The 24,743-nt window shown below is 71.2% G+C and carries 24 protein-coding genes; 13 read left to right on the plus strand and 11 right to left on the minus strand.

Features of this window, described 5'->3' with window-relative positions; all coding sequences use genetic code 11:
- Positions 1-49: 49 nt before the first annotated feature.
- Positions 50-742 carry a TetR/AcrR family transcriptional regulator gene (locus ACGFIB_RS17520; protein WP_393372910.1) on the minus strand — a complete coding sequence of 231 codons (693 nt, stop codon included), beginning with the start codon at positions 740-742 and terminating at the stop codon, positions 50-52.
- A gap of 54 nt (positions 743-796) precedes the next feature.
- On the opposite strand from ACGFIB_RS17520, the gene ACGFIB_RS17525 reads away from it, so the two are divergent.
- Entirely contained in the window at positions 797-1,915 is a 1,119-nt protein-coding gene (locus ACGFIB_RS17525; RefSeq protein WP_393372913.1) for an FAD-dependent oxidoreductase, read from the plus strand.
- Positions 1,916-2,038: 123 nt separating this feature from the next.
- Complete coding sequence (gene ligA, locus ACGFIB_RS17530) at positions 2,039-4,150, plus strand: NAD-dependent DNA ligase LigA (RefSeq protein WP_393372916.1); 2,112 nt, start codon at positions 2,039-2,041, stop codon at positions 4,148-4,150.
- Between the two features lie 100 nt (positions 4,151-4,250).
- Here the strand turns inward: ligA and ACGFIB_RS17535 are convergent, their stop codons facing one another.
- A complete protein-coding gene (locus ACGFIB_RS17535) occupies positions 4,251-4,718 on the minus strand; it encodes a tetratricopeptide repeat protein (protein ID WP_142574075.1) in 468 nt (155 codons plus the stop codon).
- 208 nt (positions 4,719-4,926) lie between these two features.
- On the opposite strand from ACGFIB_RS17535, the gene ACGFIB_RS17540 reads away from it, so the two are divergent.
- From ACGFIB_RS17540 to ACGFIB_RS17555, 4 genes are all read left to right on the plus strand, one after another.
- Positions 4,927-5,349 (plus strand): winged helix-turn-helix transcriptional regulator, encoded by a 423-nt coding sequence (locus tag ACGFIB_RS17540; RefSeq protein ID WP_393372920.1) that lies wholly within the window; start codon positions 4,927-4,929, stop codon positions 5,347-5,349.
- A 405-nt stretch (positions 5,350-5,754) separates the two neighbouring features.
- On the plus strand, positions 5,755-6,819 hold the full coding sequence (locus ACGFIB_RS17545) for an LLM class flavin-dependent oxidoreductase (RefSeq protein ID WP_393372923.1): 1,065 nt from the start codon (positions 5,755-5,757) through the stop codon (positions 6,817-6,819).
- Positions 6,820-6,842: 23 nt separating this feature from the next.
- Positions 6,843-7,559: an NADPH-dependent F420 reductase gene (locus ACGFIB_RS17550; RefSeq protein WP_393372926.1), complete on the plus strand. Its 717-nt coding sequence runs from the start codon at positions 6,843-6,845 to the stop codon at positions 7,557-7,559.
- Positions 7,560-7,610: 51 nt separating this feature from the next.
- On the plus strand, positions 7,611-8,462 hold the full coding sequence (locus tag ACGFIB_RS17555; RefSeq protein ID WP_393372928.1) for a siderophore-interacting protein: 852 nt from the start codon (positions 7,611-7,613) through the stop codon (positions 8,460-8,462).
- Between the two features lie 88 nt (positions 8,463-8,550).
- On the opposite strand, the gene ACGFIB_RS17560 is transcribed toward ACGFIB_RS17555, so the two are convergent.
- Positions 8,551-8,925 carry a hypothetical protein gene (locus tag ACGFIB_RS17560; RefSeq protein ID WP_393372931.1) on the minus strand — a complete coding sequence of 125 codons (375 nt, stop codon included), beginning with the start codon at positions 8,923-8,925 and terminating at the stop codon, positions 8,551-8,553.
- A gap of 218 nt (positions 8,926-9,143) precedes the next feature.
- Positions 9,144-9,395, minus strand: a complete 252-nt coding sequence (locus ACGFIB_RS17565; protein ID WP_142574086.1) for a helix-turn-helix domain-containing protein — start codon at positions 9,393-9,395, stop codon at positions 9,144-9,146.
- Positions 9,396-9,692: 297 nt separating this feature from the next.
- Between ACGFIB_RS17565 and ACGFIB_RS17570 the strand changes: the two genes are divergently transcribed.
- The 6 genes from ACGFIB_RS17570 to ACGFIB_RS17595 all read left to right on the plus strand — a co-directional run bounded on the left by ACGFIB_RS17570 (position 9,693) and on the right by ACGFIB_RS17595 (position 16,671).
- Positions 9,693-10,619, plus strand: coding sequence for an ABC transporter ATP-binding protein (locus ACGFIB_RS17570; RefSeq protein WP_317984982.1), 927 nt, complete (start codon positions 9,693-9,695; stop codon positions 10,617-10,619).
- A gap of 2 nt (positions 10,620-10,621) precedes the next feature.
- Entirely contained in the window at positions 10,622-11,434 is an 813-nt protein-coding gene (locus ACGFIB_RS17575) for an ABC transporter permease (RefSeq protein ID WP_357246958.1), read from the plus strand.
- 195 nt (positions 11,435-11,629) lie between these two features.
- Positions 11,630-12,793 (plus strand): YcaO-like family protein, encoded by a 1,164-nt coding sequence (locus ACGFIB_RS17580; protein WP_393372935.1) that lies wholly within the window; start codon positions 11,630-11,632, stop codon positions 12,791-12,793.
- Positions 12,794-12,827: 34 nt separating this feature from the next.
- Entirely contained in the window at positions 12,828-14,213 is a 1,386-nt protein-coding gene (locus tag ACGFIB_RS17585) for a TfuA-like protein (RefSeq protein ID WP_393372938.1), read from the plus strand.
- A 165-nt stretch (positions 14,214-14,378) separates the two neighbouring features.
- The gene (locus ACGFIB_RS17590; RefSeq protein WP_393372941.1) at positions 14,379-15,644 is read left to right on the plus strand and encodes a cytochrome P450 family protein; all 1,266 of its coding nucleotides are present in this window, start codon (positions 14,379-14,381) and stop codon (positions 15,642-15,644) included.
- Positions 15,637-16,671, plus strand: coding sequence for a methyltransferase (locus tag ACGFIB_RS17595; protein WP_357246969.1), 1,035 nt, complete (start codon positions 15,637-15,639; stop codon positions 16,669-16,671). The genes ACGFIB_RS17590 and ACGFIB_RS17595 overlap by 8 nt, the downstream gene beginning before the upstream one ends.
- A 147-nt stretch (positions 16,672-16,818) precedes the next feature.
- Here ACGFIB_RS17595 and ACGFIB_RS17600 read toward each other — a convergent pair whose 3' ends face one another.
- The 3 genes from ACGFIB_RS17600 to ACGFIB_RS17610 form a co-directional block, all read right to left on the minus strand.
- Positions 16,819-17,796 carry a zinc-binding dehydrogenase gene (locus ACGFIB_RS17600; RefSeq protein ID WP_393372944.1) on the minus strand — a complete coding sequence of 326 codons (978 nt, stop codon included), beginning with the start codon at positions 17,794-17,796 and terminating at the stop codon, positions 16,819-16,821.
- A 117-nt stretch (positions 17,797-17,913) separates the two neighbouring features.
- Positions 17,914-19,374 carry a DHA2 family efflux MFS transporter permease subunit gene (locus ACGFIB_RS17605; RefSeq protein WP_393372947.1) on the minus strand — a complete coding sequence of 487 codons (1,461 nt, stop codon included), beginning with the start codon at positions 19,372-19,374 and terminating at the stop codon, positions 17,914-17,916.
- A gap of 6 nt (positions 19,375-19,380) precedes the next feature.
- The gene (locus ACGFIB_RS17610; RefSeq protein WP_393372950.1) at positions 19,381-20,109 is read right to left on the minus strand and encodes an NADPH-dependent FMN reductase; all 729 of its coding nucleotides are present in this window, start codon (positions 20,107-20,109) and stop codon (positions 19,381-19,383) included.
- Positions 20,110-20,123: 14 nt separating this feature from the next.
- Between ACGFIB_RS17610 and ACGFIB_RS17615 the strand changes: the two genes are divergently transcribed.
- Positions 20,124-20,810 carry a TetR/AcrR family transcriptional regulator gene (locus ACGFIB_RS17615; protein ID WP_393372953.1) on the plus strand — a complete coding sequence of 229 codons (687 nt, stop codon included), beginning with the start codon at positions 20,124-20,126 and terminating at the stop codon, positions 20,808-20,810.
- Positions 20,811-20,895: 85 nt separating this feature from the next.
- On the opposite strand, the gene ACGFIB_RS17620 is transcribed toward ACGFIB_RS17615, so the two are convergent.
- The 4 genes from ACGFIB_RS17620 to ACGFIB_RS17635 form a co-directional block, all read right to left on the minus strand.
- Positions 20,896-22,413, minus strand: a complete 1,518-nt coding sequence (locus ACGFIB_RS17620; RefSeq protein WP_393372956.1) for an NAD(P)/FAD-dependent oxidoreductase — start codon at positions 22,411-22,413, stop codon at positions 20,896-20,898.
- A gap of 82 nt (positions 22,414-22,495) precedes the next feature.
- Positions 22,496-22,807, minus strand: a complete 312-nt coding sequence (locus tag ACGFIB_RS17625) for a PqqD family protein (RefSeq protein ID WP_167748383.1) — start codon at positions 22,805-22,807, stop codon at positions 22,496-22,498.
- An 11-nt stretch (positions 22,808-22,818) separates the two neighbouring features.
- Positions 22,819-24,282 carry a StsB family radical SAM/SPASM domain sactipeptide maturase gene (gene stsB / locus ACGFIB_RS17630; protein ID WP_341874023.1) on the minus strand — a complete coding sequence of 488 codons (1,464 nt, stop codon included), beginning with the start codon at positions 24,280-24,282 and terminating at the stop codon, positions 22,819-22,821.
- 84 nt (positions 24,283-24,366) lie between these two features.
- Complete coding sequence (locus ACGFIB_RS17635; protein ID WP_142574110.1) at positions 24,367-24,648, minus strand: StsA-related sactipeptide RiPP; 282 nt, start codon at positions 24,646-24,648, stop codon at positions 24,367-24,369.
- Positions 24,649-24,743: the final 95 nt, after the last annotated feature.

Below are 24,743 nucleotides of genomic sequence, written 5' to 3' on the forward strand. Positions count from 1 at the left end.
TGCGCGGTCCGGCGTCATGCGGCGCCGCGGACGTCACCTTGTCCGAGCGTCACCCCGTCGGCCGGGCCAGTTTGGCGGCCACGGCGTCGAGGACCCAGTCCAGGCCGGTCGCGAAGGACACCTCGGCATCCACCTCCGTGCCGTCGTGCACGACCTTGGCCAGCGCCGGGAAGCGGCCCGTGGCCAGCATCCTCATCAGATGCGGGCCGGAGGCGCGCTGCCAGTCGCGGTCGGACAGGCCCGTGGCGCGCTCGGCGCGCAGGTTCGCGATCTCGCGCCTGATCGCGCCGGTGAAGTAGGCGCTGACGGTCTCGACGGCGCGCATGACGGTCTCGACATCGGCGAGGCCGTCGACGGCGGCCAGCGTGGCCTCCGTCACGGCGAGCGCGTTCGGGCCCAGAGCCGGACGGCCGCCGAGCAGGTCGGCCAGCCATTCGTGACGGCGGGTGGCATGCCTGGTGCGGTGGGCGAGGCCACGCAACGCCTCCCGCCAGTCGCCGGGCTGCTCCTCGGGGAGAATCTCGGCGTAGACCTCGTCCACCATGAGGTCGAACAACTCCTCCTTGGTGGAGATGTATCCGTACAGCCGCATCGGCCCGACGTCCAGCCGGGCGGCGACCTTGCGCAACGACACCGCCTCCAGCCCGCCCTCGTCGGCCAGCGCGACGGCGGCGGCGACGATTCGCTCCCGGTCGAGCGGCGCGGGGCGGGGCGGGGGCTCCGGCCGGTCCCACACAGTCATGGATTGCATCGTACAGTTGCGATACGCCGAATCAGTTAAATACAGTGTATCGACATGAGGCATCGTATAGCTGTGGTCGGAGGCGGCCCCGCCGGCCTTACCTTCGCTCGCGTCCTGCACCGTCACGATCACCCCGTCACCGTCCTCGAACGCGATCCCGCCCCCGACGCCCGTCCCCCGGGCGGCACGCTGGACCTGCACGAGAAGCTGGGCCAGCTCGCGCTGGACAAGGCGGGGGTGCTGGCGGAGTTCCACGCGCTGTCACGTCCCGAGGGGCAGGCGATGCGCATCCTGGACACCGACGGGACCGTCCTGCGCGACTGGAGACCCCGCCCGGGTGAACGGGCCAACCCCGAGATCGACCGCGGGCAACTGCGTGACCTGCTGCTCGGCCCGCTGGACGTCCAGTGGGGGCGGGGCGTGGCCGAGGTGGTGCCGGGGACCCGGGACGGCGTGCTGGTCCGCTTCGCGGACGGGAGAGAGGAGACGTTCGACCTCGTGGTCGGCGCGGACGGAGCCTGGTCGCGGGTCCGCCCGGCGGTCTCGTCCGCGACGCCGAACTACACCGGCGTCACCTTGGTCGAGACCTCCCTGGACGACGTCGACACCCGCCACCCCGACCTCGCGCGGCTGATCGGCGACGGTTCCGTGGCCGTGTACGGCGTGAACCGCGCCCTCGTCGCCCAGCGCAACAGCGGCGGGCACGTCAAGGTGTACGCCCAGTTCCGTGCGCCGCTGGACGGGCATCTGGGCCTGGACCCGGCCGACGCCGAGGCCGTGCGTGCACACCTGCTGGCTCTGTTCGACGGCTGGGCGGATCCCGCTCTCGACCTCCTCCGCCGCGGCGGCGCCTTCGTCCACCGTCCCCTCTACGTGCTGCCCGTGTCCCACACCTGGGCCCACGTTCCCGGGGTGACGCTGCTGGGCGACGCCGCACACCTGATGCCTCCGTTGGGGGTGGGCGCGAACCTCGCGATGCTGGAGGGCGCCGAGCTCGCCGAGGCCGTCGCCGCCGCCCCCGGCGATCTGGACGAGGCCGTCCGCGCCTTCGAGGAACGGATGTGGGCGCGGGCCGGCAGGTGGGCGAAGATGACGGTGGCCGGTCTGGAACGCCTCGTCAGCCCGGACCCCACCGACGCCCTCGCGCTCTTCGACGAGATCCAGGCATCCTGACCGCCGACGCGAGAGCGCCGGCGGCTCGCCACGGCTTCACCGGTCGGCGTCACCGCCGCGGTTCCTGACGAGAGTCGGCGGTGACGGCCGCTTTTTGTCGGTCCCGCCCGGCACCATGACCGCATGACTGAAGCGCCCCCGATCGACGCGATCCCCGATGAGACCGCCTACGCCGAGGCGGTCCAGCTGGCGGCCGACGCTGCCGCGGCCTACTACGGCGACGGCACCTCCCCGCTGGACGATGACGCCTACGACAGGCTCGTCCGCGGCATCGCCGCGTACGAGAAGGCCCACCCCGGCCACGTGGTGGAGGACTCGCCGACGGGCAAGGTCGCCGGAGTCGTGGGTGACGTCCCGCACATCGTGCCGATGCTCAGCTTGGACAACGTGTTCGGTCCCGAGGAGCTGGCCGGCTGGACCGCCTCACTGGAACGCCGCCTCGGCCGTCCGGTGACCGCATGGTCGGTGGAGCCGAAGCTGGACGGGCTGGCGATCGCCGCCCGCTACCGTGACGGCCGCCTCGTCCAGTTGGTCACCCGCGGCGACGGGAGCGCGGGCGAGGACGTCTCCCACGCGATCGGCACGATCGCCGGTCTCCCCGGGCGGCTGGCCGACCCGGTCACCGTGGAGCTGCGCGGCGAGGTGATGATGACCGCCCGGCAGTTCGAGGAGGCGTGCGCGAAACGGCAGGCGCATGACGGGACCACGTTCGCGAACCCGCGCAGCGCCGCCGCGGGCACGCTGAGGGCGCAGGACCGGCCGTACGTGTGCGAGCTGACCTTCTTCGGGTACGGCGCCTTGCCCCTGCCCGATGACACCTCCGACCTCGCGACGCGGCTCCGGGAGTCGCCGCACAGCCAGGTGATGGACTGGGTTGCCGGGCAGGGCGTGCACACCACGGCCGGGACCGCGGTCGCCGGGATCGTCGCGACGACCGTGGAGCAGGTGTGCCGGCGCGTCGAGGAGATCGCGGCCGTGCGTCCGGAGCTGCCGTTCGGGATCGACGGCATCGTGGTCAAGGCGGATGATGCGCAGGATCAGGCCGAGGCCGGGTTCGGCTCGCGGGCGCCGCGGTGGGCGATCGCGTACAAGCTGCCCGCCGTGCAGAAGATCACGAAGCTGCTCGGCGTGGAGTGGAACACCGGCCGGACCGGTGTGATCGCCCCGCGGGCGGTTCTGGAGCCGGTGGAGCTGGACGGCTCCGTCGTGACGTACGCGACGCTGCACAACCCCTCCGACATCACGCGCCGCGGGCTGATGCTGATGGACAGCGTCGTCGTCTACAAGGCCGGCGACGTGATCCCGCGCGTGGAGTCCCCGGTGGTGCACCTGCGCACCGGCGACGAGCAGCCCATCGTGTTCCCGGAGGTGTGCCCGGCCTGCGGTGACGAGATCGACACCTCCCAGGAGCGGTGGAGGTGCGTGCGTGGCCGCGACTGCCGCGCGATCGCCTCGATCGGGTACGCGGTCGGCCGCGACCAACTGGACGTGGAAGGACTGGCCGACAACCGCATCCAGCAGATGCTGGACACCGACCTGATCGCCGACTTCGGCGACCTGTTCTTCCTCACCCGTGAGCAGTTGCTGGGCCTGGAGCGGATGGGGGAGGTGTCCACCGACAATCTCCTGACCGCCATCGATAGGGCCAGGACCCGACCGCTGAGCCGGGTGTTCTGCGCGCTCGGGGTCAGGGGGACGGGGCGCTCGATGAGCCGCCGCATCGCCCGGCACTTCGGCACGATGGAGGCCATCCGCGCGGCGGACGCGGAGGGGTTCCAGCAGGTGGACGGCATCGGCCCGGAGAAGGCGCCCGTGATCGTCGCCGAGCTGGCCGAGCTGAGCGACCTCATCGACAAGCTCGTCCGCGCCGGGGTGAACATGGCCGAGCCCGGCGTGGCGGCGAAGGTCAGGGACGAGGCCGGCGGCGAGGGCGGCGACGAGGGCGACGCGACCACGGCGGCGCCGGGCGGCGACGAGCCGGGCGCTCTGCCACTGGCCGGGATGACGGTCGTGGTCACGGGCGCGATGAGCGGACGGCTGGCGGCATTGTCCCGCAACCAGACGAACGAGCTCATCGAGAAGGCCGGAGGCCGGGCGTCGTCCGGCGTTTCGGCGAAGACCGCGCTGGTCGTCGCGGGAGACAACGCGGGATCCAAGCGGGCGAAGGCCGAATCCCTCGGCGTGCGGATCGTCTCCCCGGAGGAGTTCGCCGAGATGGTCGCGCGGCTGCTGTAGGCGACCCTGTCGTCGGCGTGCAGCCACATCCGGCGAGCACGCTCCGGGCACGTGGTCGCTAAGAAGATCGACAGCTGGCGCGGAGGTCGCCGGGGCGCGGTCAGGCGGTGGCCTCGCCCAGCTGTTCGGCCACCCGCTCCAGGCCGCCCCTGATGAGCTGTCCGTACTCGTCGTCGCCAAGCGCGCCGATCCCGGCCCGCGCCTGCCGGAGGTGCTCACGGGCGCGGTCGAGATCGCCCAGCTTGCGATAGCACTCGCTCAGGTTCAGGTGCAACGACGGATACAAGCCGGCCACGGAGAGCGGCACTCCAGCCTGGGCCACCCGCTCATCGGTGACGAGATCGACGGCGGCAAGCGCCCGCAGATCCCACATCAGCTCCTGGTGCACGTCGTCCTGCACGTCGGCCATGGAGTGGGCAAGGACACAGACATGCAGCGGGTCGCCCTGCTCGCCGCCGATGTCGTCCCAGATCTGCGCGAACAGGTCGCGAGCGGCTTCGCGCCGGCCTTGGTGGTGATGCAACTCCACCCCCTGGCCGATCCGGATCATCGTCGGGTCCGGCGTCATAGGCAGTCCTTTACCTTCGCGGGCGATCGCGGGCAGCCTACTCGCCTGACGCGCGCGACGACCTTGAAGCCGCCGACCGGTCAGTGCGTCCTCCGCGGGCATGGTGCGGCTCCCCTGGGAGTTACCTCTGGTCACCGAGGTAGTCTTCGTCAACCGCTAACAGGAACATGACTTGGTCACCGTCAGGTGACGGAGGAGGCGGGAGCCCATGTCGCACCAGGCCGAGGCGGACAGGGTGCTGCGCTCGTTGGGCAGGGCCTGTCTCGACCACGACCCGGATGTTCTCCGCTCCGTGCTGGACCGGGTCGGTGACAAGTGGAGCCTGATCCTCATCGGGCTGCTCGACAAGGGGCCGATGCGCTTCACGGAGTTGCTGCGGACGGCCCCCGGTATCTCCCGCCGCATGCTGACGCTGACGTTGCGCAGCCTGGAGCGTGACGGGCTCGTCAAGCGCGTGATCTATCCGGAGAGCCCGCCCCGGGTCGAGTACGAGGTCACCCCGTTCGGACGCACCCTGTCCGAGCCCGTCCTGGCGCTCACCCGGTGGGCGGCCGACAACCAGGACAGGATCCGCGCCAACCGTCACGCCTTCGATAAGGCGGCCGGCGTCGACGGCGACGATCTCGGCTGAGACCTGGCCGGTTCACCTCATGTGACCACGGTTCAATTGAAGTTACCGATCACCGGCGTGTACTCAGGATCCGGACGGTTTCGAGGCCGGCGGCGAGGTGGGGGTAAGGCCCCGCTCCATGCCACCGGCGTACGTACGGGAGCTGATCGGTATGTCTGACGTGCCGGAATCGCCGTCCGTCGCGACCCGGGCGAGGTAGGGGACGAGGATCCCGCCCGCCGTCGTGGTGACGGCCCGCTGGTTCCCCCACCCCCTGAGCCGGCCGACGGCCGGCGATGATCCGAGCCTTATCCCCGCTTCGCCAGGCCGCCTCAGTCCGCGCCGGGCCGGGGCCGTTCGTGCCACCCGGCTTGGCACGGCGATCCCCCCCCCGCACACCCCATCACGATCAAAGCAGGAGGAACAGTGACCGTCGGAAGGATCGAACACCCCCGCTTCGAGCTGGGGCTCAACTCGTTCGGGGAGGTGGCGACGGACGGCGGGCGCGTGCTCGACGACGCCGAGACCGTGCGCCTGCTCGTGGAGGAGGCCCGGCTGGCCGAGGCGGTGGGGCTGGACGTCTTCAGCCTGGGGGAGCACTACCGGGACGGGCACAACGACTCGGCGACTCCGGTGCTCCTCGCCGCGATCGCCACCGCGACGCGACACATCGGGCTCGGCACGTCCGTGACGGTGCTGAGCACGAACGACCCGGTCCGGCTGTACCAGGAGTTCTCCACCCTCGACGCGGTGTCCGGCGGCCGTGCCCGGATCGTGCTGGGCCGCGCCTCCGTGACCGAGTCGTTCCCGCTGTTCGGCTACGACCTGGCGGACTACGAGCGGCTGTTCGAGGAGAAGCTCGATCTCTTCCTGCGACTCGAACGCGAGGAGCGGGTGACCTGGTCGGGCACGGTGCGGCCGCCGCTCACCGGGCAGCGGCTGCACCCCCGGATGCGGCCGGGAGGCATCCCCACCTGGATCGGCGTGGGCGGCAGCCCCGACTCCGTGGTGCGCGCCGCCCGTCACGGCCTGCCCCTCATGATGGCCATCATCGGCGGACGGCCACAGCGGTTCGCGAGGAACGTCGAGCTGTACCTCACGGCGCTCGATCGCTTCGGCCGTCCCGAACTGCCGATCGGCCAGCACTCGCTCGGTCTCGTCGCGGACACCGACGAGGAGGCCGTCGAGACCTGGTGGCGTTACTGGCGGCCCGTCGTCGAGGATGTCGCGGCCGAGCGCGGCTTCTACGCGCCGAATCGTGAGCGGTACGAAGCCGAGGTCGAGAACGGCGCGCTCTTCGTGGGATCGCCGGAGACGGTCGCCCGCAAGATCGTCCGGATGGCCCGTGACCTGCGCCTGAGCCGATTCGATCTCAAATACGACATCATGCACCTTCCCCGCGACGCCCGCGCCCGCACGATCGAACTTCTCGGCCGCGAGGTCGCCCCGCGCGTACGCGAACTGCTCGCCGCGGACACGGTCCACGCGTGACCGGCCGACGACCTGGAGCGACCATGAAACCCGGCGACGTTCGCACCATCGGCATCCTCGGCGCGGGCAAGGTCGGCACCGTCCTGGCCCGCCTCGCCGTCGCGGCCGGCTACCGCGTCCTGATAGCGGGCTCAGGGGAGGCCGCACGGATCTCCCTCACCGTCGAGGTCGTCACGCCCGGCGCGGTCGCGGTGACCGCGGTGGAGGCCGCGTCCGAGGCGGACGTCGTGGTGCTGGCCCTGCCGCTCGGCAAGCATCGCAACGTCCCCGGCGAGGCGCTGCGGGGCAGGCTGGTGCTCGACGCGATGAACTACTGGCAGGAGGTGGACGGAGTGCGGGACGACCTCACCGACCCGCGTACGTCCTCCAGCGAGATCGTTCAGGCGTTCCTGCCGCACTCCCGGGTCGTCAAGGCCTTCAACCACATGGGCTACCACGACCTGGAAGACAGCGCCCGTCCCGCCGGCGCTCCCGGCCGCCGCGCGATCGCCGTCGCCGGCGACGATCCGGACGACATCGAGGTCGCCACCTCGATCGTGGACGCGCTCGGCTTCGACCCGGTGATCGTCGGCCCGCTCGCCGAGGGCGTCCGCATGGAGCCGGGGACGGCGCCGTTCGGCGCGAACGTCGACGCGGCCGAACTGCGCGTCCTGCTCGACCGTTTCCCCGAGTCGCAGCGCGGCGGCGAGGTGCTCCGCGTGCGCGGCGAGGTGACGTCGTCGCCCCGTCCGACGCCCTGATCCCGAAACGAGGTTAGGCTCACCTAAGCAGCCTGATGAAGGGAATCACTCATGGCGACGACCGAACCGGCGCGGCGCGCCCCCCGGGCGACCACCGGCGTGGTGAAGCGCACCGAGCGGCTGACCCCGCACATGATCCGGGTGGTGCTCGGCGGTGAGGGGCTCGCCGGTCTTGAGGCGGGCGAGTTCACCGACCACTACGTGAAGTTGCTGTTCCCGCCGCCGGGAGCGGCCTATCCGGAGCCGTTCGACGTGGCGGTGATCCGCGCCGAGCTGCCCCGCGACCAGTGGCCGAAGACCCGGACCTACACCGTCCGGGCCTGGGACCCGCAGGCGCGGGAGCTGACCGTCGATTTCGTCTACCACGGAGACGAGGGACTGGCCGGGCCCTGGGCGCTGCGGGCCCGGCCGGGCGACGTGATCCACTTCCTGGGACCCGGCGGGGCGTACGCGCCGAGCGCGGAGGCGGACTGGCACCTGCTGGCCGGGGACGAGAGCGCGCTCCCGGCGATCGGCGCCGCACTGGAGCGGCTTCCCGCGGGGGCGCCCGCCCGGGTGTTCGTGGAGGTGGAGGGCCCGGAGGAGGAGCAGAAGCTGCGGACGGAGGGCGATGCGGAGATCGTGTGGCTGTACCGCCGCGGCGCGCAGGTGGGCGAGGCGCTGGTGCGGGCGGTGCGGGCGCTGGAGTTCCCCGAGGGCGTCGTGCACGCCTTCGTCCACGGCGAGGCGAACTTCGTGAAGGAGCTGCGGCGATACCTGCGGGTGGAGCGCGGCCTGCCGCTGGAGTGGCTGTCGATTTCCGGCTACTGGCGGCGGGGCCGTGACGAGGACGGCTGGCAGTCCTCCAAGCGGGAGTGGAACCGCGGCATCGAGGAAGAGGAGTCCGTCGCTCTCGGCGGCTGAGGGTCCGGCGGACACCACCCGCCGCATGGCGGGCGTGACGACCGGGGACACCGCGGGCGCGTGCACCCGGCGCCGGGCTGTTTTAGATTCACGTTACGCGCTCGCGGCTACGGTGACGCCTGACGACGTCTCGGAGAGCGATCTCGGGAGTGCCCGTGTCACAGCGAAAGGTGAAGCGCATGCGCGCCGCGATGCGGCGCGAGGAAGCCATGCGGCGCGCGGAACGCAGGCGGACGACGCGCAGGGTGACGTATGCCACCGCCGCGGTCGTGGCGGTGGTGGCCGTCGCAACGGGGGTGCTGGTCCTCATCTCCGCCGGAGCGCCGAGGACGGCGACGCCCGTCGCGAACGCCTCGCCGCATCCGTCCTCCTCGGCCACGAAAGCGGCCACGGGATCCGCCACGAAGGCGGCCACGGGATCCGCTACGAAGCCGGCTACGAAGGCGGCCACGAAGGCGGCCACGGGATCCGCCACGAAGGCGGCGGCGGACTCGCCCGAATCGCCTGTGTCGCCGTCCGCCGGTACGTGACGTACGGCGATGGCACGGCGCCGATGACACCCGGCCGATGACACGGCCTGGAGGCCCGGGGCCGTGACCGCTCGGCAGGACCGTTCGGCAGGGCCGGGCGGGTTCACCGCGCCGGCCTTCTCGTGCCCGCGCGTGGGCGGACGACCCGGCCCTACCCGACGACGCCGGAGACGCTGGGCGGCCAGATGCCGACGTTCAGGAGCCGGTGTGCGTAGAAGTAGGCCACGAGCTGACTGCGGTTGCTGCAGGCGTACTGGACGAGCAGCTTGCTGATGCGCTCCGCCACGGTGTACCGGCTGAGGTGCATCTCTCGGGCGATCCTCGTCGTCGTGTAGCCCCTGGCCAGCATGACGATCAGCCACCTGTCGCGATCATTTATCAGGCCGTCGGAAACAAGGTCCATATGCAGTCCCGGATCGCCGTTCGACTGAAGGGAGCCTGGTAGGGGTCCCTTTTGCGCGACCATAGAAAGGGGCGCTTAACGATCGGTATGGCCTGACCATGGCCCCGGTTATGGTCCTCCCGGCCACGCTGGTAGCCCACGTTTGTGGGGTTGTGTTACCTGCTCGTCCCCGGCTCATACTCAACCTGCGACGCGTTCCGGTCAGGCCGGGGACGAGCGGGAGAGCCGCTCACATCGCTCAGGAGCAGACCGAAAGCAGGAGGGCGAAGTGAAGGGCAGGCTGTGTTGAGAGATGTCGTGACGGCCGTTGGGGTCACCAAGCGCTATCGAGGCAGCGAGAGACCGGCCGTGGACGACGTCTCCTTCGAAATCGCCGAGGGGGAGACCGTCGGGCTTCTCGGCCCGAACGGCGCCGGCAAGACGACACTCATCAAAATGATCTGTGGGGTCACCACCCCCACCTCCGGTGAGATCCGGGTCTTCGACGCCGATCCGGTGCGCCAGCCCGTCCTCGCGAAGAGCGGCATCGGGGCGATGCACCAGACCGGTCCCTTCGACATGATGCTGCCGGCGCTCGACAACCTCCGGATCGCCGCCCGGTTCCGCGGGCTGCGGTGGCGCGACGTGCGGCCGTGGGCGTTGGAGGTGTCGGACTTCCTCGGCCTCGCCGGTTCGATGCAGCGCCTGGTCTTCCAGATGTCGGGCGGCCAGCGGCAGCGGTTGCAACTGGTACGGGCGCTGCTCACCACCCCGCAGCTGCTCATCCTCGACGAGCCCTCCGCCGGCCTGGACGTCGCGGGACGGCGCCAGGTCGAGCGCTTCGTGACCTGGCTGCGCGAGGAGCACGGCGTGACGGTGCTGTGGACCAGCCACCACATCGACGAACTGGAGCGCAACAGCCAACGCGTCCTCGTCGTCGACCGGGGGAAGGTGCTGCGCTTCGCCAAGCCGCGCGAACTCGTGGAGGAGTTCGGCAGCACCCACCTGCTGGTGACCGTCGAAGACCCCGCCTCGGGCGGCCTCGTCGCCGCCTGGGCGGAGTCCGCGGGGCTGCGGGCCAAGGCCGAGGACAACGAGGTGCGCATCGACGACGCGAACGCGCGCGACGTGCTGCCGGAGCTGTCCCGATACTGCCAGGACCACGCGATCGCGATCACGGGAGTGTCGACCGCCGTGGACTCGCTTGAGGAGGTCTTCCTCCGGATGACCGGAAACGAGGGCTGACGATGGCCGCCGGGCTGCACTTCCACACCGCGCCCCCCGCCCGGACCGCGAGGGCGGCGGATCTGTCCGCGGTGCTCTACCGGGAGTACGCGCTGCTCGCCCGCAACCGGGTCTACCTCATCCTCGGCCTGACGCCGATGCTGGTGTACCTGCTGCTGGTGAACACCTCGCTGAGCAACCTCATCAGGGCCGTCGACTACAAGGGCGTCAGCGTGGGGTTCGCGGTCTTCCTGCTCCCCATGACGCTGGCGATGTCGGTCGTCAGCGCGGCGGGCACGTCCGCGATGGCCGTGTTCCAGGAGGAGATGAGCGGGGTGGCCACGCAGTTGTGGTCCTATCCCATGCGCCGGTCGCGCTTCCTGCTCGGCAAGATGATCGCCGGAGTGTCGCTCGTGCTGGGGCAGACCCTGCTGGGCCTCGCCGTAGCGGCGATCATGTTCGACCTCCCGTTCGGCATGGAGAACTGGCTCGGGCTGCTGACGGCGCTCGCGCTGTCGGCCCTGGCGCTGAACGGGCTGTACCTGGCGGCCGCGATCACGATCACGGACTACCAGGCCTTCATGGTGCTGTCGAACGTGTCGATGCCCGTTCTCGTCTTCAGCGCCCCCTCGATGTACACCACCGAGAGCATGCCGACCGTGCTGCAGTGGATCTCCGTGGTCAACCCGCTGACATACGCGATCAACGGCATGCGGGACGCCGCGGTCTTCGGCTTCGGCGAGGCATGGGTGGACCTGCTCGTGCTGGCGGTCATGGCGGTCGTCGGCTACGCCGTGGGCGGCCGGGCCCTGCTCAACCGTGCCCGCAACATCTGAGCCCGCGACATCTGAGCCGGCGACATCTGAGCCCGCAACATCTGAGCCGACGGCAACGCCTGAGCCGGCGACGTCCGGGCCCGCGATATCCGGGCCCGCGACATCTGAGCGCACCATCCGACCCCGCCGGCTCGATCCGGCACCTCACCTCGACACCTCACCTCGGCACCTCATCTCGACCAGGGCAAGGGGACGATGCGGACAGACACCTCCTCCCACTCATGGATCCTCTCCCTTCCTGACCAGTCGAAGGTCCGGTTGCCGGGGACGGACCGGGCCAGGGACCCGGCCGCCTCGCTGGAGATGGCCGGCCGGGCCGGGCGCAGGGCCGGGATCACCCGGGTCGCGGACATCACGATGCTCGACACCCTCGGCATCCCGACGTTCCAGGCGATAAGACCCACGGCCCGGACCCTGGCCGTCTCCCAGGGGAAGGGCGTCACCGCCGACCTGGCGAAGCTGTCGGCGATGATGGAGGCCATCGAACTCTGGCACGCCGAGCAGCCCATGCGGCCGGTCGCCACGACCTCCCCCCGCGAGGTGGCCGGAGAGCTGGGCTACGACGTCCACGCGCTCCCGCTGTGCACGCCGACCCTGCTGCACGACGGCCTTCCGGTGGACTGGGTCGCCGCCAAGTCGCTGGTCGACGGGGCGCGGACCCTCGTCCCGAAGGACGTGGTGGAGTTCACCCTCGTCCGCAGGACGGGCTGGAACCCGCCGGTGTTCTTCTCCTCGACCAACGGCCTGGCCAGCGGGAACACGCAGGCCGAAGCCGTCCTGCACGCGTTGTACGAGGTGATCGAACGGGACGCGGTGACGGGCTTCATGATCGGCGGCGACCGGGGCGTCCGGGTCGACCCGCGCTCGCTCGGGTCGCCGGTCGTCGACGACCTGTGCGTGACGATGGAACGGGCCGGGGTGCGCCTGGAGGCGAGGTCCCTGACGTCGCCCACCGGGCTGCCGTGCTTCGTCGCCCGGATCACCTGTGACGACTATCCTCCGCCGTTCCTGGGCTTCGGCTGCCACCTGAGCTCGGACATCGCGCTCAGCCGTGCCCTCACCGAGGCCGCGCAGGCCAGGCTGGGCTACGTCTCGGGCGCGCGTGACGACCTGCGTCCCGACATCCAGGAGGACCTGGGCGCCAGGCGCCGGCCGGAGCCGCCGCGGGAGGCCGAAGCGCCGATATCGCCCATGCGCGCGCACGAGAGCCTGGTCGACGACCTGGAGGACGTGGTGAAACGGGCCGCGGTCGCCTTCTCACACCCGCCCCTCGTCGTCGACCTGGCGAGGGAGGACATGGGTGTCCCGGTCGTCAGGGTGCTGGCGCCGGGGAGCCGCGTATGCCCGGAGGTTTTCTGATGAGCGGGGTCTTCTGATGAGCGGGGATGTTCTGATGAGCTCGCCGAACGTGGTCGTCTTCACCGGCCCGACGATCTCCCGTGACGAGGTCCTGAGCGTCCTGCCACAGGCGCGGGTACTGCCGCCCGTGGCTCGCGGCGACCTTCTCTCCGAGTCCTGGAGCCCGGACGACACCGCCGTCATCATCGACGGCTACTACCGCGAGCGGCTGTCGGTGGGCCACAAGGAGATCCTCTGGCTGCTCGACGAGGGTGTCCACGTCATCGGCGCGGCCAGCATGGGCGCGTTGCGCGCGGCGGAGCTGAGCCCGTACGGCATGAGCGGCGCGGGGACCGTGTTCGACATGTACGCGACCGGCGAGGTCGACGGGGACGACGAGGTCGCCGTGGTGCACGGACCGGCCGACCGGGGATACCCCGCCGGCACGGTGGCGCTGGTCAACATCCGGTACGGCTGTCGCGAGGGCGCGCGGACGGGCCTGATCCCGGCGGCGGCCGGGGAGCGGATCGTCCGGGCCGCGAAGGCGCTGCCCTTCATGCGGCGGAGCTGGCGCGAGCTGGACGCGGCGGTGGACGCGGCGGTGGACGCGATGGGGGACGTGGCGGCGGACTCCGGCGACCGCGACCATCTCGCAACGCTGCAGCGGCTGATCGGCACGGGTGAGTGGGACGTCAAGCGGCTGGACGCGATGGCGGCGCTGCGGGCGGTCGGCGGGCGCACTGCCGAAGCGTCCGGTGAGAGGTCCGGCGAGGGGTCCGCGGACTGGGAGGCCGGTACGGCGCTGACGGGGATCACCCACTACGAGGCGCTCAAATGGCGGTCGAGGCGCGAGTACGCGCCCGGCAGGTGGATGACCGACCTCGACGTCGTGAACGCGGGGCGGCTGTTCGGCGACGACTACCCCCTCCTGCACGAGGAGGCGCTGACCGGCCTGCTGACGGACTTCGCCGCGGCCCAAGGCCTCGACCTGGAGGCGTACGCCCGCGCCCGGCTCGGGGTCGCCGAGCCCGCCGCCCTGCCGCCCGTCCTCGCGTCGTGGCTCACGGAGGCGGAGCTCGCCACCCTCGCCGTCGCCGAGCAGCTCCGGCTGGTCATGGTGCGGGTCTGGCCGATCTGGCAGTCGGAGGACTGGAGGCCGGTCGTCCTGGAACGGGTCAGGGAGTCGGACCGCTGGCACGAGTGGTCCGAGATCGTCGCCCGCGCCGACGAGGCCGCGGAGCGGACCCGCGGCAGGCTCGCCGTCCCGCCGCCGGAGATCTGCGCGAAGATCTTCCTGCGCCACTGGCAGCGCAAGGGGACCACGGTGGAGGTGGAGCTGGCCCGGCGGGGTTTCACCGGCATGCCGGAGCTGGGGAACACCGTCAGGAGGTTCTTCGCCCTCGACGTCCAGAACGCGCGTGCCCCGGAGCGTGCCTCATGAGCAGGGCCGCGCGCCTCATGAGCAGGGCAACGCGCCTCATGAGCAGGGCCGCGTGCCTGATGAGCAGGGCACGACCATGAGCACGGGAGCCGCTGACGCCGGCCGGGCCGGCCCCGGCGGACGGCCATGGCCGGAACCGTCGGCGCGCCCCGTGAGGAGAGGGTCATGACCGCGACCACGATCGAGCAGCCGTTCGACCCGGCGGCCGCGCGGCATCGTCCGAACCCCCACCCGCTGCTCCACCGCATGCGCGAGCACGCGCCGGTCTACCGGTACGTGAGCCCGGTCAGCGGCCGGGTGCTGTGGTACCTGACGCGGTACGCCGACGTGCAGCGGGTGCTGCTCGATCCGGACGTCGGGCGGCAGCTCGACCGGCTGCCGCCCGAACTCGCCGCGCCGCACCGCCGGGCGGAGAGCCGTGACCCGCTGGCCATGCTGCGGCGCAACGTGTTCCATCTCGACCCGCCCGACCACACGCGCATACGCCGGCTGATGGCGCCGGCCTTCGGCACCCGTACGGTGGCCGTGCTGGAGCGGCACGTCCAGCGGGTCGCCGGTGAGCTGGTGGACGGCATGGCGGCCGCCGGAGGCGAGGCCGACCTGATCCGGGACCTGGCGCTGCCGCTGCCGATCCTGGTCGTCGCCGAGCTGCTCGGCCTGCCCTTCGAGGACCGCGCCCGGCTGCGCGGGTGGAGCGACGAGATCGTGGGCAGCGGGGACCCGTTCCGGGTGCGCCGCGCCGGCATGGAGTTCATGGCGTACGCCGGCGAGAGGATCGACGAGCGGCGGGCGCACCCGGGGGAGGACCTGCTGTCCCGGCTCGCCGAGGCGGAACGGGCGGGCGCGATCGGCCGCATGGAACTGATCTCCAGCGTGTTCCAGCTGCTGCTCGCCGGGGACGAGACGACGGTCAACCTGATCGGGAACGGCGTGCTGGAGCTGCTGCGGCACCCCCGCGAGCTGGAGCGGCTGCGTGCGCGCCCCGAGCTGATCGGCTCGATGGTCGAGGAGGCGCTGCGGTACAACGGCCCGGTCGGGCACTCCCGGCCGCTGTACGCCCTCGCCGACGTGGAGATCGGCGGCAGAGTGATCCCTCATGGGGACATCGTGGTCCCGGTGCTGCTGGCGGCCAACCGCGACCCGGCCGCCTTTCCCCGGCCGGACGTCTTCGACATCGGCCGCAGCCCGAACCGCCATCTGGGCTTCGGCCACGGCGCCCACTTCTGCCTCGGCGCGGCACTGGCGCGGATGCAGGCCGCGGCCGCGATCGGCGCGCTGCTGCGCGGCTTCCCCGAGATCGCCCTGGCGGCCGACCCCGCCGACCTCGAGTGGACGCCCGACCTGTTCCTGCACGGCGTACGCCGCCTGCCCCTGCGGTTACGCGCTCACCGGACACCTGTCAGCCGCCGAAAGGAGCCGGCCCATGAGTGACCGACCGCGAGGCCTCGCGGGATACGCGAACCTGTCCCGGATGGCCTTCGGCTACGCGTCCTCGCAGATCCTCTACGCGGCCGTCCGGCTCGGCGTGCCGGAGCTGCTGGCGCAGGGGGACGTACCGGTGACGCGGCTCGCGGAGACCACCGGGTCGGACCCGCACGCGCTGGGCCGGCTGCTGCGCGCGCTGGTGGTGCTGGGCGTCGCGGAGGAGGGGGAGCCCGGGTGCTTCACACTGACCGAGCAGGGGCAGCCGCTGCGCGCCGACCACCCGTGGTCGATGCGCTCCAGCCTCCTGCTGCTCGGCGACCCCGACACCTGGCGGGCGTGGGGGGCGCTGACCCACAGCGTCAGGACCGGTGAGGTGGCGTGGGACCACGTGCACGGCAGGCCGCTGTTCGACCACCTCGCCCGCCACCCGGAGCTGTCGGCGGTGTTCAACACAGCGATGCGCGAAGGCACCGAACGGATCGCGCCCGCGCTCCCCAGGGCGTACGACTTCAGCGGCGCCCACACCGTGGTCGACGTCGGCGGCGGGAACGGCTCGCTGCTGGCCGCGGTGCTGGCCGCCACCCCGGGCATCAAGGGAATCCTGTTCGACACCGCCGAGGGGATTGCGGGCGCCGCCGAGGAGCTCCGGCGGGCGGGACTGTCCGACCGGTGCTCCATCGAGGCAGGCGACTTCTTCGAGGCGGTGCCCGAGGGCGACGTCATGCTGGTGAAGGGTGTCCTGCACGACTGGGACGACCGGCGCTGCATCGCTCTTCTGCGTGGTTGCCGCAGGTCGATCGCGGCGGACGGCCGCCTGCTCGTGCTGGAGCCGGTGATGCCGTCCGGTCTCGGCACGCCGGAGGCGGCAGGGGCCGTCATGAGCGACATCGCCATGCTCGTCTACACCGGTGGCCGGGAGCGCGGCATGACCGAGTTCCGGGACCTGTTCGCCGCGGCGGGCTTCGAGCTGGCCGAGGTCACGCCGCCGCTGGGAGGCTCGGAGATCCGGGTCCTCGTGTCGAAGCCGGTCTGAGTGTCGGAGTCGGCCTGAGTGTCGAAACCGGTCTGGGGCCCGTTCCCGTTGGGGCCGTGGCGTCCCGGGCAGCTCCCGCGTACGGCGCCGGCCACCGCCGGCCACGGGGGGTGCCGCGGTCGACCGCGGGGCGGGACGTCGATCGGGCTAAGGGACAAGGACGATCTTGCCCGTCGTGCGGCGGTTTTCCAGGTCGGCGTGCGCGTCACCGGCGCGGCCGAGGGGATAGCGGGTTATCAGTGGGTGGAGTACGCCGTCGGCGGCTGCGCGGATCGCGCGGTCCTGCAGCGCGTTGATGGTGCCGGCGCGTTCCAGCATCTGCGGGCCGATCGCCCAGGTGACGGTGCAGGCGTGCTCGATGATGTCGTCGGTGGTGATGCGGGTGGCGGCCCCGGAGGACCAGCCGTGCAGGAGAAATCTGCCGCCGGGGGCGAGCAGGTCGAACGCCTGCCGGCCCGCGGTTCCTCCGACGCCGTCGAACACGATGCCGACTCCTCTGTCCTTGAGGGCGTCGCGCACCGCGTCCGGCCAGTGCGGGTCGCGGTAGTCGACCGCGATGTCGGCGCCCAGGGACCTGGCCAGCCGAACCTTTTCCCGCCCGCCGGCCACGCCGACGACGATCACACCCTGGTGGCGTAGGGCCTGCACGAGCAGAGCGCCGATGCCACCGGCCGCCGAGGTGACCAGCGCGACGTCGCCGGGCTTGGCGTTTGAGCTGTCGAGGATCCCGAGCGTCGTCGTGCCCGTGGTGATCACCGCCACCGCGGTTTCCGCGGTCAGGTGGTCGGGGATGTGGTGAAGGGCGTCGATCGTCGTCACCGCCTGTTCGGCGTAGCCGCCGTACGACTCGAGCGTGCCGACGACCCGGCGGCCCAACCAGCTCCCGTCGACGTCCGGGCCCAGCGCGCTCACGACACCCGCGACCTCACCCCCCAGAACGACAGGTAGTTCGGGAGCACTGTGCGGCCCCACGCCGCGACCGGCCCGCAGCGTCGTCTCGATGACGTGCACGCCGCTGGCCTGCACGTCGATGCGGACCTGCCCCCTGCCGGGCACCGGTGCAGCGACCTGCTCGTATCGAAGGTTCTCGGCGGGCCCGAACTCGTGGAGCCTGACTGCGTACACGGATGATGCGCCTTTCTGGAAAGAGCGGCCGGCCACGCCGGATTCGCCGTACGCGTGCGGGTCCCGGAGCGTGCTGTCCGGTGACCGGCCTGCAACCGGCGCCGTGCCTGCTCGGGATCAACGGGTGCGGATCGCGGTCGCGGTCACCGGCGCCGCGGTCGACGGGCCAGGGGAACGCCGTCGGCGTGGCAGGAACAGCGCGGGTATGCTCGCCAGGGCCAGCAACGTCACCGCCCACCAGTAGGTGTGCTGGAACGCGGCGGCCTGCTGCCTCTGGCTCGCGGCGTCGGCCATGTGCGAGGCGAGGACCACCGACATCAGCGCGGTTCCGATGGATGTGCCGATCTGAGAGACGATGTTGATCGTGGTGCTTCCTGAGGGAACGTCATCGGGGGCCAGCGTGCGGGTCGCCGTCGTGTTGACCGGCATCATCACCATGCCGACACCGGCGCCCATCACCAGCATCGCCGCGCACAGCCGCCAGTAGGGCGTGCCGAGTCCGAGTTGAAGGCCGAACAGGGACAGCCCGAGTGCGGCGACCACGATGCCGGAGACGACCATCAGCCGGGGAGACACCCGGTCGATCCGCCGCGTGGCGATCTGCATCGAGGTGCCGACGGCGACGGCCAGCGGAACGCCCAGCAGGCCGGACTCGGTCGCGGTGAGTCCTCGTGTCGTCTGGTAGTACATCGGCGTCAGCAGCATCGAGCCGAAGTAGCCGGCGGGGAACAGCACCATCGTCGCGATGCCGGCGGCGAAGGTACGGTCGCGGAACAGGCGCAACTGCAGGAGCGGGTGACGGGTGGTCAGGCCGCGCGCGACGAATCCGGCGATCAACAGCAGTCCCGCGACGATGGGCGGCAGCGCGCCCTGCAGCGTGAAGTCGCCGTGCGCGCCGCCGGCGGTCAGGCCGTAGATCAGCAGGGCCAGGCCCGGCGACAGCATCAGCAGGCCCGGCACATCCAGCCGGCGCGCCGGCCGCGTCTCGTCGCTTGGCAGCAGCCGCGCCGCGAGTACGAGCGCCACCGCGCCGACAGGCAGGTTGACCAGGAAGATCCAGTGCCAGGAAGCGGCGTCGATCAACCAGCCGCCCAGTATCGGCCCGCTCACCGGACCGATCAGGACCGGAACACCCAGCACGGCCATCGCCCTGCCCATGTGCTCCCGGTCCGCGGCGCGGATGACCATCGCCATGCCGACCGGCACCAGCAGGCCGCCGCCGAGCCCCTGCACCACCCGGAACAGCACCAGTGTCTCGATGCCGGACGACAGCGCGGCCACCGCGGAGCCGCCGGTGAACAGGGCCAAGGCGGTGAGGTAGGTGCGCTTGGCGCCGAAACGGCCCATAGCCCAGGCGGCCACCGGGATCACGGCGCAAAGAGCGAGCGTGTAGCCGGTCGCCACCCACTGCACGGTGGCGAGTGGCGCGTCGAACACCGTCGCCAGCGGATGGAGAGCGACGTTGACGATGGTCACGTCGAGCACGGCCATGATCGAGCCGATGACTACGACCACGAGGGTACGGGCGAGAGCGGCCGGGGGTCCGGCGGTTCGTGCCGGTCCGGTGACGGTGCTCATCGCCCGTCACTTGCCGTACGGATGCTCGGCGCGAGCGGTGCGCAGCGCGCGGCCCCACCACAACAGCTGGTCGACCATGTTCTTCGCGGCGCTCTCGCACACCGCCGCATCCAGCGGCCTCCCGTCATCGCCGAGCCGTGACCAGGGCCCGTGCAGGCTGACGGTGTCACGCACAGTCATGGCGTGCAGCTCGGCGAAGACCTGGCGAAGCTGCTCGACGGCACGCAGCCCGCCCCCCAGCCCGCCGTAGGAGACGAAGCCGATCGGCTTGGCCTGCCATTGCGTGTAGTGCCAATCGATGAGGTTTTTCAAGGAGGCCGGAAAGCTGTGGTTGTACTCGGGCGTGACGACGACGAACGCCTCGGCGGCAGCCAGGCGTGGGCTGACGTCGGCGAGAGCGGCCTGAGTTTCCGGGGCGGGGGCGGGAAGGCCGTCCCACCCGGGCATCGACACGGGAAGGTCCAGGTCGGCGATGTCGACCACGTCAAGCTCGATGTCGGTGCGGTGGCCCACATGGTTGGTGAACCATTCGGTGACCGACAGGCCGGTGCGGCCGCCGCGGGCGCTTCCGATGATGACGGCGACCCGGAGCGCGGAGTCGTTCGGAGGTGGGTGGCCAGGCATCGTGGTCTCCTGGTTCTCTCGTTGCGTTGCCACGATTCGCAGCACATCGGGTAACGTACAACGAGCATTGTAAAAAGTAAAACGTTGGTTGTAATAGACCTCGATCGGCATGTGAGGGACAAGGGATGACCAGCACGGGCGCCAAGGGCGAGACAACGACCACCCGGCCGCGGCGGAGCCGGGCGGACAAGGCGACAGCGATCGTGCAGGCCGCGTGCGAGGTCTTCGGACGGGACGGCTACTCCCGGGCCAGCATCGACACGATCGCCACCGAGGCCGGCGCCTCGACACGAACCATCTACAACCACTTTCCGGGCGGGAAGGAGGAGCTGTTCCGCTCCGTCATGCAGTGGAGCTCGGAGCGCGTCAGGGACGAACAGCTCGCTCAGCTGCGCAGATACCTGGATCCGGAGCGCCCGCCGCATCCCGACGACCTCGAACGCGACCTGCTCGTCCTGGCCCGCGCCTGGGTCGGCCTGATGGCCGACTTCCGCGACCACTTCTCACTGGTGCGGCACATCTACGCCGAAGCCGGGCACATCCCGCCCGAGGTCCTGGAAGCCTGGCAGGAGGCCGGACCGCGCGCCGTGGGCCGCGAGGTGACCGCCGCCATGGCCGCGTTGGCCGACCGCGGTCTGATCGACGTCCACGGCGACCCGGCCCAGGCCACCGTCCATTTCATGGCGTTGATCTCGACCGAGATCACGCAACGGTCCTACTGGGGCCTCAGCCCGCTCCCGCAGGAGGAGGCGGACCGGCTGACCGCAGCCGGAGTGCGGGCGTTCCTCCGGGCGTACGGCTCCGCAGGGTGAGCCGGAGCCGCCCGCGCACCCGAGATCAACGTCTGGCCGTGGCCGCGTTCGCGGGGTCCCGGCGTGCGTGTGGGATCCAGGGGTTTCAGCCGGTCGCGGCGGCGAACCGTGAGCGCAGCCACGCGGCCAGGGCCGGGTGCTGCCCGATCGCCTCCTCGCCGGTGAGCAGTGGCTCCGGCCGCCCGGTCAGCACCCGGGCGATCTCCGACCTGTCCGTCGCGGTGTCGTCGCAGATCAACGTCTGGACGCCGAAGAACGCGGCGGCGAGGCGCGGGCTGCTCAGCTTCGCCTGGGCCAGGCGGGTGCGGATCTCGCGTTCGAACGCGTTGGGCTCCCGTCGCGGCACATTGTCGCCGCCGGCCCGCTCAGTGACCCGTTCTGTGACCTGCTCCCCGGCCCGCTCAGCGCCCTGCTCCCCGGCCCGTTCTGCGGCCTGCTCTCCGGCCCGCTCCCCGATTCGCGCTGTGACGCGCGCTGTGACCCGCTGCCCGTCCTGCTCGATCGCCATCCGCCAGGACCGCTCCGCCTCCGCCGCGAGGGCGGCCTGGAGCCCGGCGAACAGGGACGGCCCGATTCCGTGCCGCGCGAGTTCGTCGCGCAGCCTGAGCGCGCCCAGCGCGGCGACCGACATCCCGTGCGAGTGGATGGGATTCACCGCGACGGCGGCGTCGCCGACGACGGCGAAACCGGCGGGCAGGCGCGCCCGCTCGAAGAACCGCCTCCTGTTGACGGTGTCGCGGTACGGCCGGACGGCGCCGAGGGGGGTGGCCTCCGCCATGAGGTCCGCCACGATCGGGTGGCGCAGCGAGCGCGCGAAGGCCGTGAAGCCCTGCTCGTCCGTCGGCGGCTCGCCGCCCCGGGTGCCGGTCAGCGTGACGATCCATCGGCCGTCCTCGACGGGGAACAACGTCGCCCCCCGAGCCGGCTGTCCCTTCGCCGTCCCCGGATGCAGCATGATCGCCGGGATCGCGGCGGCCAGGTCGCCGGGCGCCTGGTAGAGGCGCGTCGCGTAGGCAAGTCCGGTGGCGACCGACACCTCCTCGATGTCCCCGGCGCCGACCCCGGCGAGCCACCGGGGTGCGTGCGACCGGCGTCCCGTCGCGTCGACGACGAGGTCCGCGCGTACGGTCTCGGGCGGGGCGCCCCGCCGGCTGACCGAGACTCCGGTGATGCGGGCCTCGTCTCCGGTGAGCCCGAGCGCCCGCGTGTCCTCCCAGACCTCGACGCCGCCGCCGCCGAGCGCGCGCCGCCGCACCACCTGGTCCAGCAGTCCGCGGGTGCAGGAGATCAGGTGCGCGTCGGTGCGCAGACGGCGGAACCAGCCGTCGGCGGAGAAGATGAGGGCGTCGCCGGGCAGGCCGCGCAGGTGCGCGCCGTTCGCGAGGAGGGCGTCGACCGTCCCGGGCAGCAACGCGTCCAGCGCCCGCGCGCCACCGGCCACGAGCACGTGACTGTGGTGCGACTGGGGCAACCCCCGCCGCGGACGCGGACCGGACGGGTAGCGGTCGCCTTCGACCAGGACCACCTCGTCCGCGTGCCCGGCGAGCACCGCGGCGGCGAGCACTCCCGCGAGGCCACCGCCGAGGACGACCGCCCTGCTCATCGGGTGAGGCCGGGCGGAAGCGGTGCCGATGGGGACGCAGCCGGCGAACGCGGTGCCGGCTGACACGCCGCCGGCGGACGCGTCACGACAGCGACTCTTCCTTGACCGCGGGCTCCTCGGCAGGGACCTCCTCGATGAGGCCCTGCTCGATCATCGCGCCGATGAACTCCTCGACGTCGGTCACGATGCGCCTGCTCATCGCGGAGTTGCTGCCCGCGAAGTCGCGGGACAGCTTGAACATGACCGGCTCCCGTTCGCCGTCGCTCGCCACCAGTCTCCAAATCCTGGAGCCGGTGTCGTTCAGGCTGTGGAAGTCGCCCGTCTCGGTGTGGTAGAGCGAGATGCCCTCCCCGGTCTCCTGCCAGATCACGGCTTCGCTGATCCGCAGTGACACACTGACCTCCTCTATACCGGCGTGATGGGAAGCAACTCGCCGACCCTGACGGTGTCGCGCGAGGGGCGAACATAGGTCTTCCAGTCGTCGAAGACGGGATGGACGTCGCCGTTGGCGACCAGGCGGGGCGTCGTCATCGCGCGGTCGTCGGCGGCGAGCTCCGACGGGGCGATACCGGCCTCCAGCCACAGCTGGGTGGCGATGCCGTGCCGCAGGATCCGGCACTGGTGGCGGCTGTTGCGCCGCAGGTCCCCGGACTCCGCCATGTGCGCGGCCCGGCATCCGCCGCCGCAGGACGCCTTGATGTAGCACTTCGCGCAGTCGGCGTGGTAGTCGCCGTCGAGCACGGTGCTGGTGCGCATCCCACGCAGGAGCGGCCCGCCGAAGATCTCCGACAGCTGCTGCCGCCGTATGTTGCCCGCGTGGTGCGACCGTCCGGTGACGAGCTTGCACGGGTAGACGTCGCCCAGCGAGTTGATGTAGATCTCGTTGCCGCCCATCCCGCAGTTGGCCTTCACCGAGCAGGGCGTCAGCGGCCTCGGGCCGTCCGGCAACAGCTTGCCGGCGGCTGGAGACGTCCAGGTGATCTGCTGGATCCGCATGTGGTCGTCCCAGCCGAAGTCGTACTCGTCGGTCTCGCCCCGGCCCAGGTCGTTGTGGTACATCAGCCGGATGCTGTGGACCTCGAGCCCCTCGGCGAACTTGGCGAAGTCCTCCAGCTCCTCGACGTTCTCGGAGGTGACGATGTGGTTGATCCGCGGCACCACGCCGGCGTCGTTGAGCAGCCGCAGGGCGTGGTAGGTCCGGGCGAAGGAGCCGGCGCCGCGGGTGCGGTCGTGGGTCTCGGCCGTGCCGCCGTCGACGCTCACCGTGACCATGCCGAACAGCTCGGCGAACCGCTTTGCCTGGGCGGGCTTCCTGATCATCGTGGCGTTGGTGATGATGTTCGACGTCAGCCCGCTGTCGTTGGCGTGCTCCACGATCCGGAACAGGTCCTTGCGGAGCATGGGCTCGCCGCCGGTGAAGATCATGGTCTTGGCACCGAAGGCGGCTACCTGGGAGACCAGGTCGAGCGATTCTTCGGTGGTGAGCTCCCCGGGGAGGCATTTCTCGGAGGAGGCGTAGCAGTACGGACAGCGGAGGTTGCAGCCGTCGGTGATCGCGTAATACACCTGGCGGAGCGCCGGCTCCCTGATGCTGAGCTTCGGACGGTTCCCGTTGTAGTAGACGATGCAGTTCAGGATGAGCTTGGCGAGGGTCCGATCGGTCTCGTCGGTCTCGTCGAGGGGGGGCGGCTCCCCGCCCGCCCGGGGACGGGCCAGGGCCGCCAGGATGGCGAACTCGCGTGCGTCGAGGACGTACCGGCCGCCCACCTGCGGGTTGACGACCAGGTACTTCCCGTCGTGCACGAAGTAGGTCAGGTCTGCCGGTACGTCGATCAACGAGCGGTTCCGGGCGAGTTTCCCAGGCATCATTCCCCTTTACGCTCCCAGCCGCAGGTGCGGCCCCAAATTTTGTGGGTGACGCGCGGCAGGAGCCGCACCCGCGAACCGTTCTGACTACTCTGCTCCGGACCCGGAGCCCGACCAGGCCCCGCACAGGCACTTGCCCTCGACGGGCGCCACATAGGTGTGGGCCTCGACCTCGGGCCGGGACCACTCGCCGCCGGCACCGGCGTGCGCCAGCACACCGGGCAGCGCGTCGGGGAGCTTGTCCTTGAGCGAGATGAGCAGGTCGACTTCCTCCCGGGTCAAGGTGGCGAACGCCTCCTCGACTTCGGCGGCCAGCGGGCTGTTCAGGATGCCGGCTTCACGCAGAGCTTCCCTCGGATCGAAGGCCATGCCTTCACCTCTCTGTCTGACGGGAATGCGGTGTATGACGAGTATGTGCTGGTAGGAGATGGGTGAGACAACCCCACAAACGTGGGCTAGCCGCG

The organism is Microbispora bryophytorum (assembly GCF_043197435.1).
Classification (GTDB): domain Bacteria; phylum Actinomycetota; class Actinomycetes; order Streptosporangiales; family Streptosporangiaceae; genus Microbispora; species Microbispora bryophytorum.

Bases quoted from the DNA above. Each gene is read 5' to 3' on its own strand.
- ACGFIB_RS17575 (WP_357246958.1), top strand. From the start codon at position 10,622: ATGGCCGCCGGGCTGCACTTCCACACCGCGCCCCCCGCCCGGACCGCG.
- ACGFIB_RS17610 (WP_393372950.1), bottom strand. From the start codon at position 20,109: ATGCCGATCGAGGTCTATTACAACCAACGTTTTACTTTTTACAATGCT.
- ACGFIB_RS17520 (WP_393372910.1), bottom strand. From the start codon at position 742: ATGACTGTGTGGGACCGGCCGGAGCCCCCGCCCCGCCCCGCGCCGCTC.
- ACGFIB_RS17620 (WP_393372956.1), bottom strand. From the start codon at position 22,413: ATGAGCAGGGCGGTCGTCCTCGGCGGTGGCCTCGCGGGAGTGCTCGCC.
- ACGFIB_RS17525 (WP_393372913.1), top strand. From the start codon at position 797: ATGAGGCATCGTATAGCTGTGGTCGGAGGCGGCCCCGCCGGCCTTACC.
- ACGFIB_RS17605 (WP_393372947.1), bottom strand. From the start codon at position 19,374: ATGAGCACCGTCACCGGACCGGCACGAACCGCCGGACCCCCGGCCGCT.
- ACGFIB_RS17585 (WP_393372938.1), top strand. From the start codon at position 12,828: ATGAGCTCGCCGAACGTGGTCGTCTTCACCGGCCCGACGATCTCCCGT.
- ACGFIB_RS17535 (WP_142574075.1), bottom strand. From the start codon at position 4,718: ATGACGCCGGACCCGACGATGATCCGGATCGGCCAGGGGGTGGAGTTG.
- ACGFIB_RS17615 (WP_393372953.1), top strand. From the start codon at position 20,124: ATGACCAGCACGGGCGCCAAGGGCGAGACAACGACCACCCGGCCGCGG.
- ACGFIB_RS17565 (WP_142574086.1), bottom strand. From the start codon at position 9,395: ATGGACCTTGTTTCCGACGGCCTGATAAATGATCGCGACAGGTGGCTG.
- ACGFIB_RS17550 (WP_393372926.1), top strand. From the start codon at position 6,843: ATGAAACCCGGCGACGTTCGCACCATCGGCATCCTCGGCGCGGGCAAG.
- ACGFIB_RS17590 (WP_393372941.1), top strand. From the start codon at position 14,379: ATGACCGCGACCACGATCGAGCAGCCGTTCGACCCGGCGGCCGCGCGG.
- ACGFIB_RS17540 (WP_393372920.1), top strand. From the start codon at position 4,927: ATGTCGCACCAGGCCGAGGCGGACAGGGTGCTGCGCTCGTTGGGCAGG.
- stsB (WP_341874023.1), bottom strand. From the start codon at position 24,282: ATGATGCCTGGGAAACTCGCCCGGAACCGCTCGTTGATCGACGTACCG.
- ligA (WP_393372916.1), top strand. From the start codon at position 2,039: ATGACTGAAGCGCCCCCGATCGACGCGATCCCCGATGAGACCGCCTAC.
- ACGFIB_RS17595 (WP_357246969.1), top strand. From the start codon at position 15,637: ATGAGTGACCGACCGCGAGGCCTCGCGGGATACGCGAACCTGTCCCGG.
- ACGFIB_RS17555 (WP_393372928.1), top strand. From the start codon at position 7,611: ATGGCGACGACCGAACCGGCGCGGCGCGCCCCCCGGGCGACCACCGGC.
- ACGFIB_RS17580 (WP_393372935.1), top strand. From the start codon at position 11,630: ATGCGGACAGACACCTCCTCCCACTCATGGATCCTCTCCCTTCCTGAC.
- ACGFIB_RS17635 (WP_142574110.1), bottom strand. From the start codon at position 24,648: ATGGCCTTCGATCCGAGGGAAGCTCTGCGTGAAGCCGGCATCCTGAAC.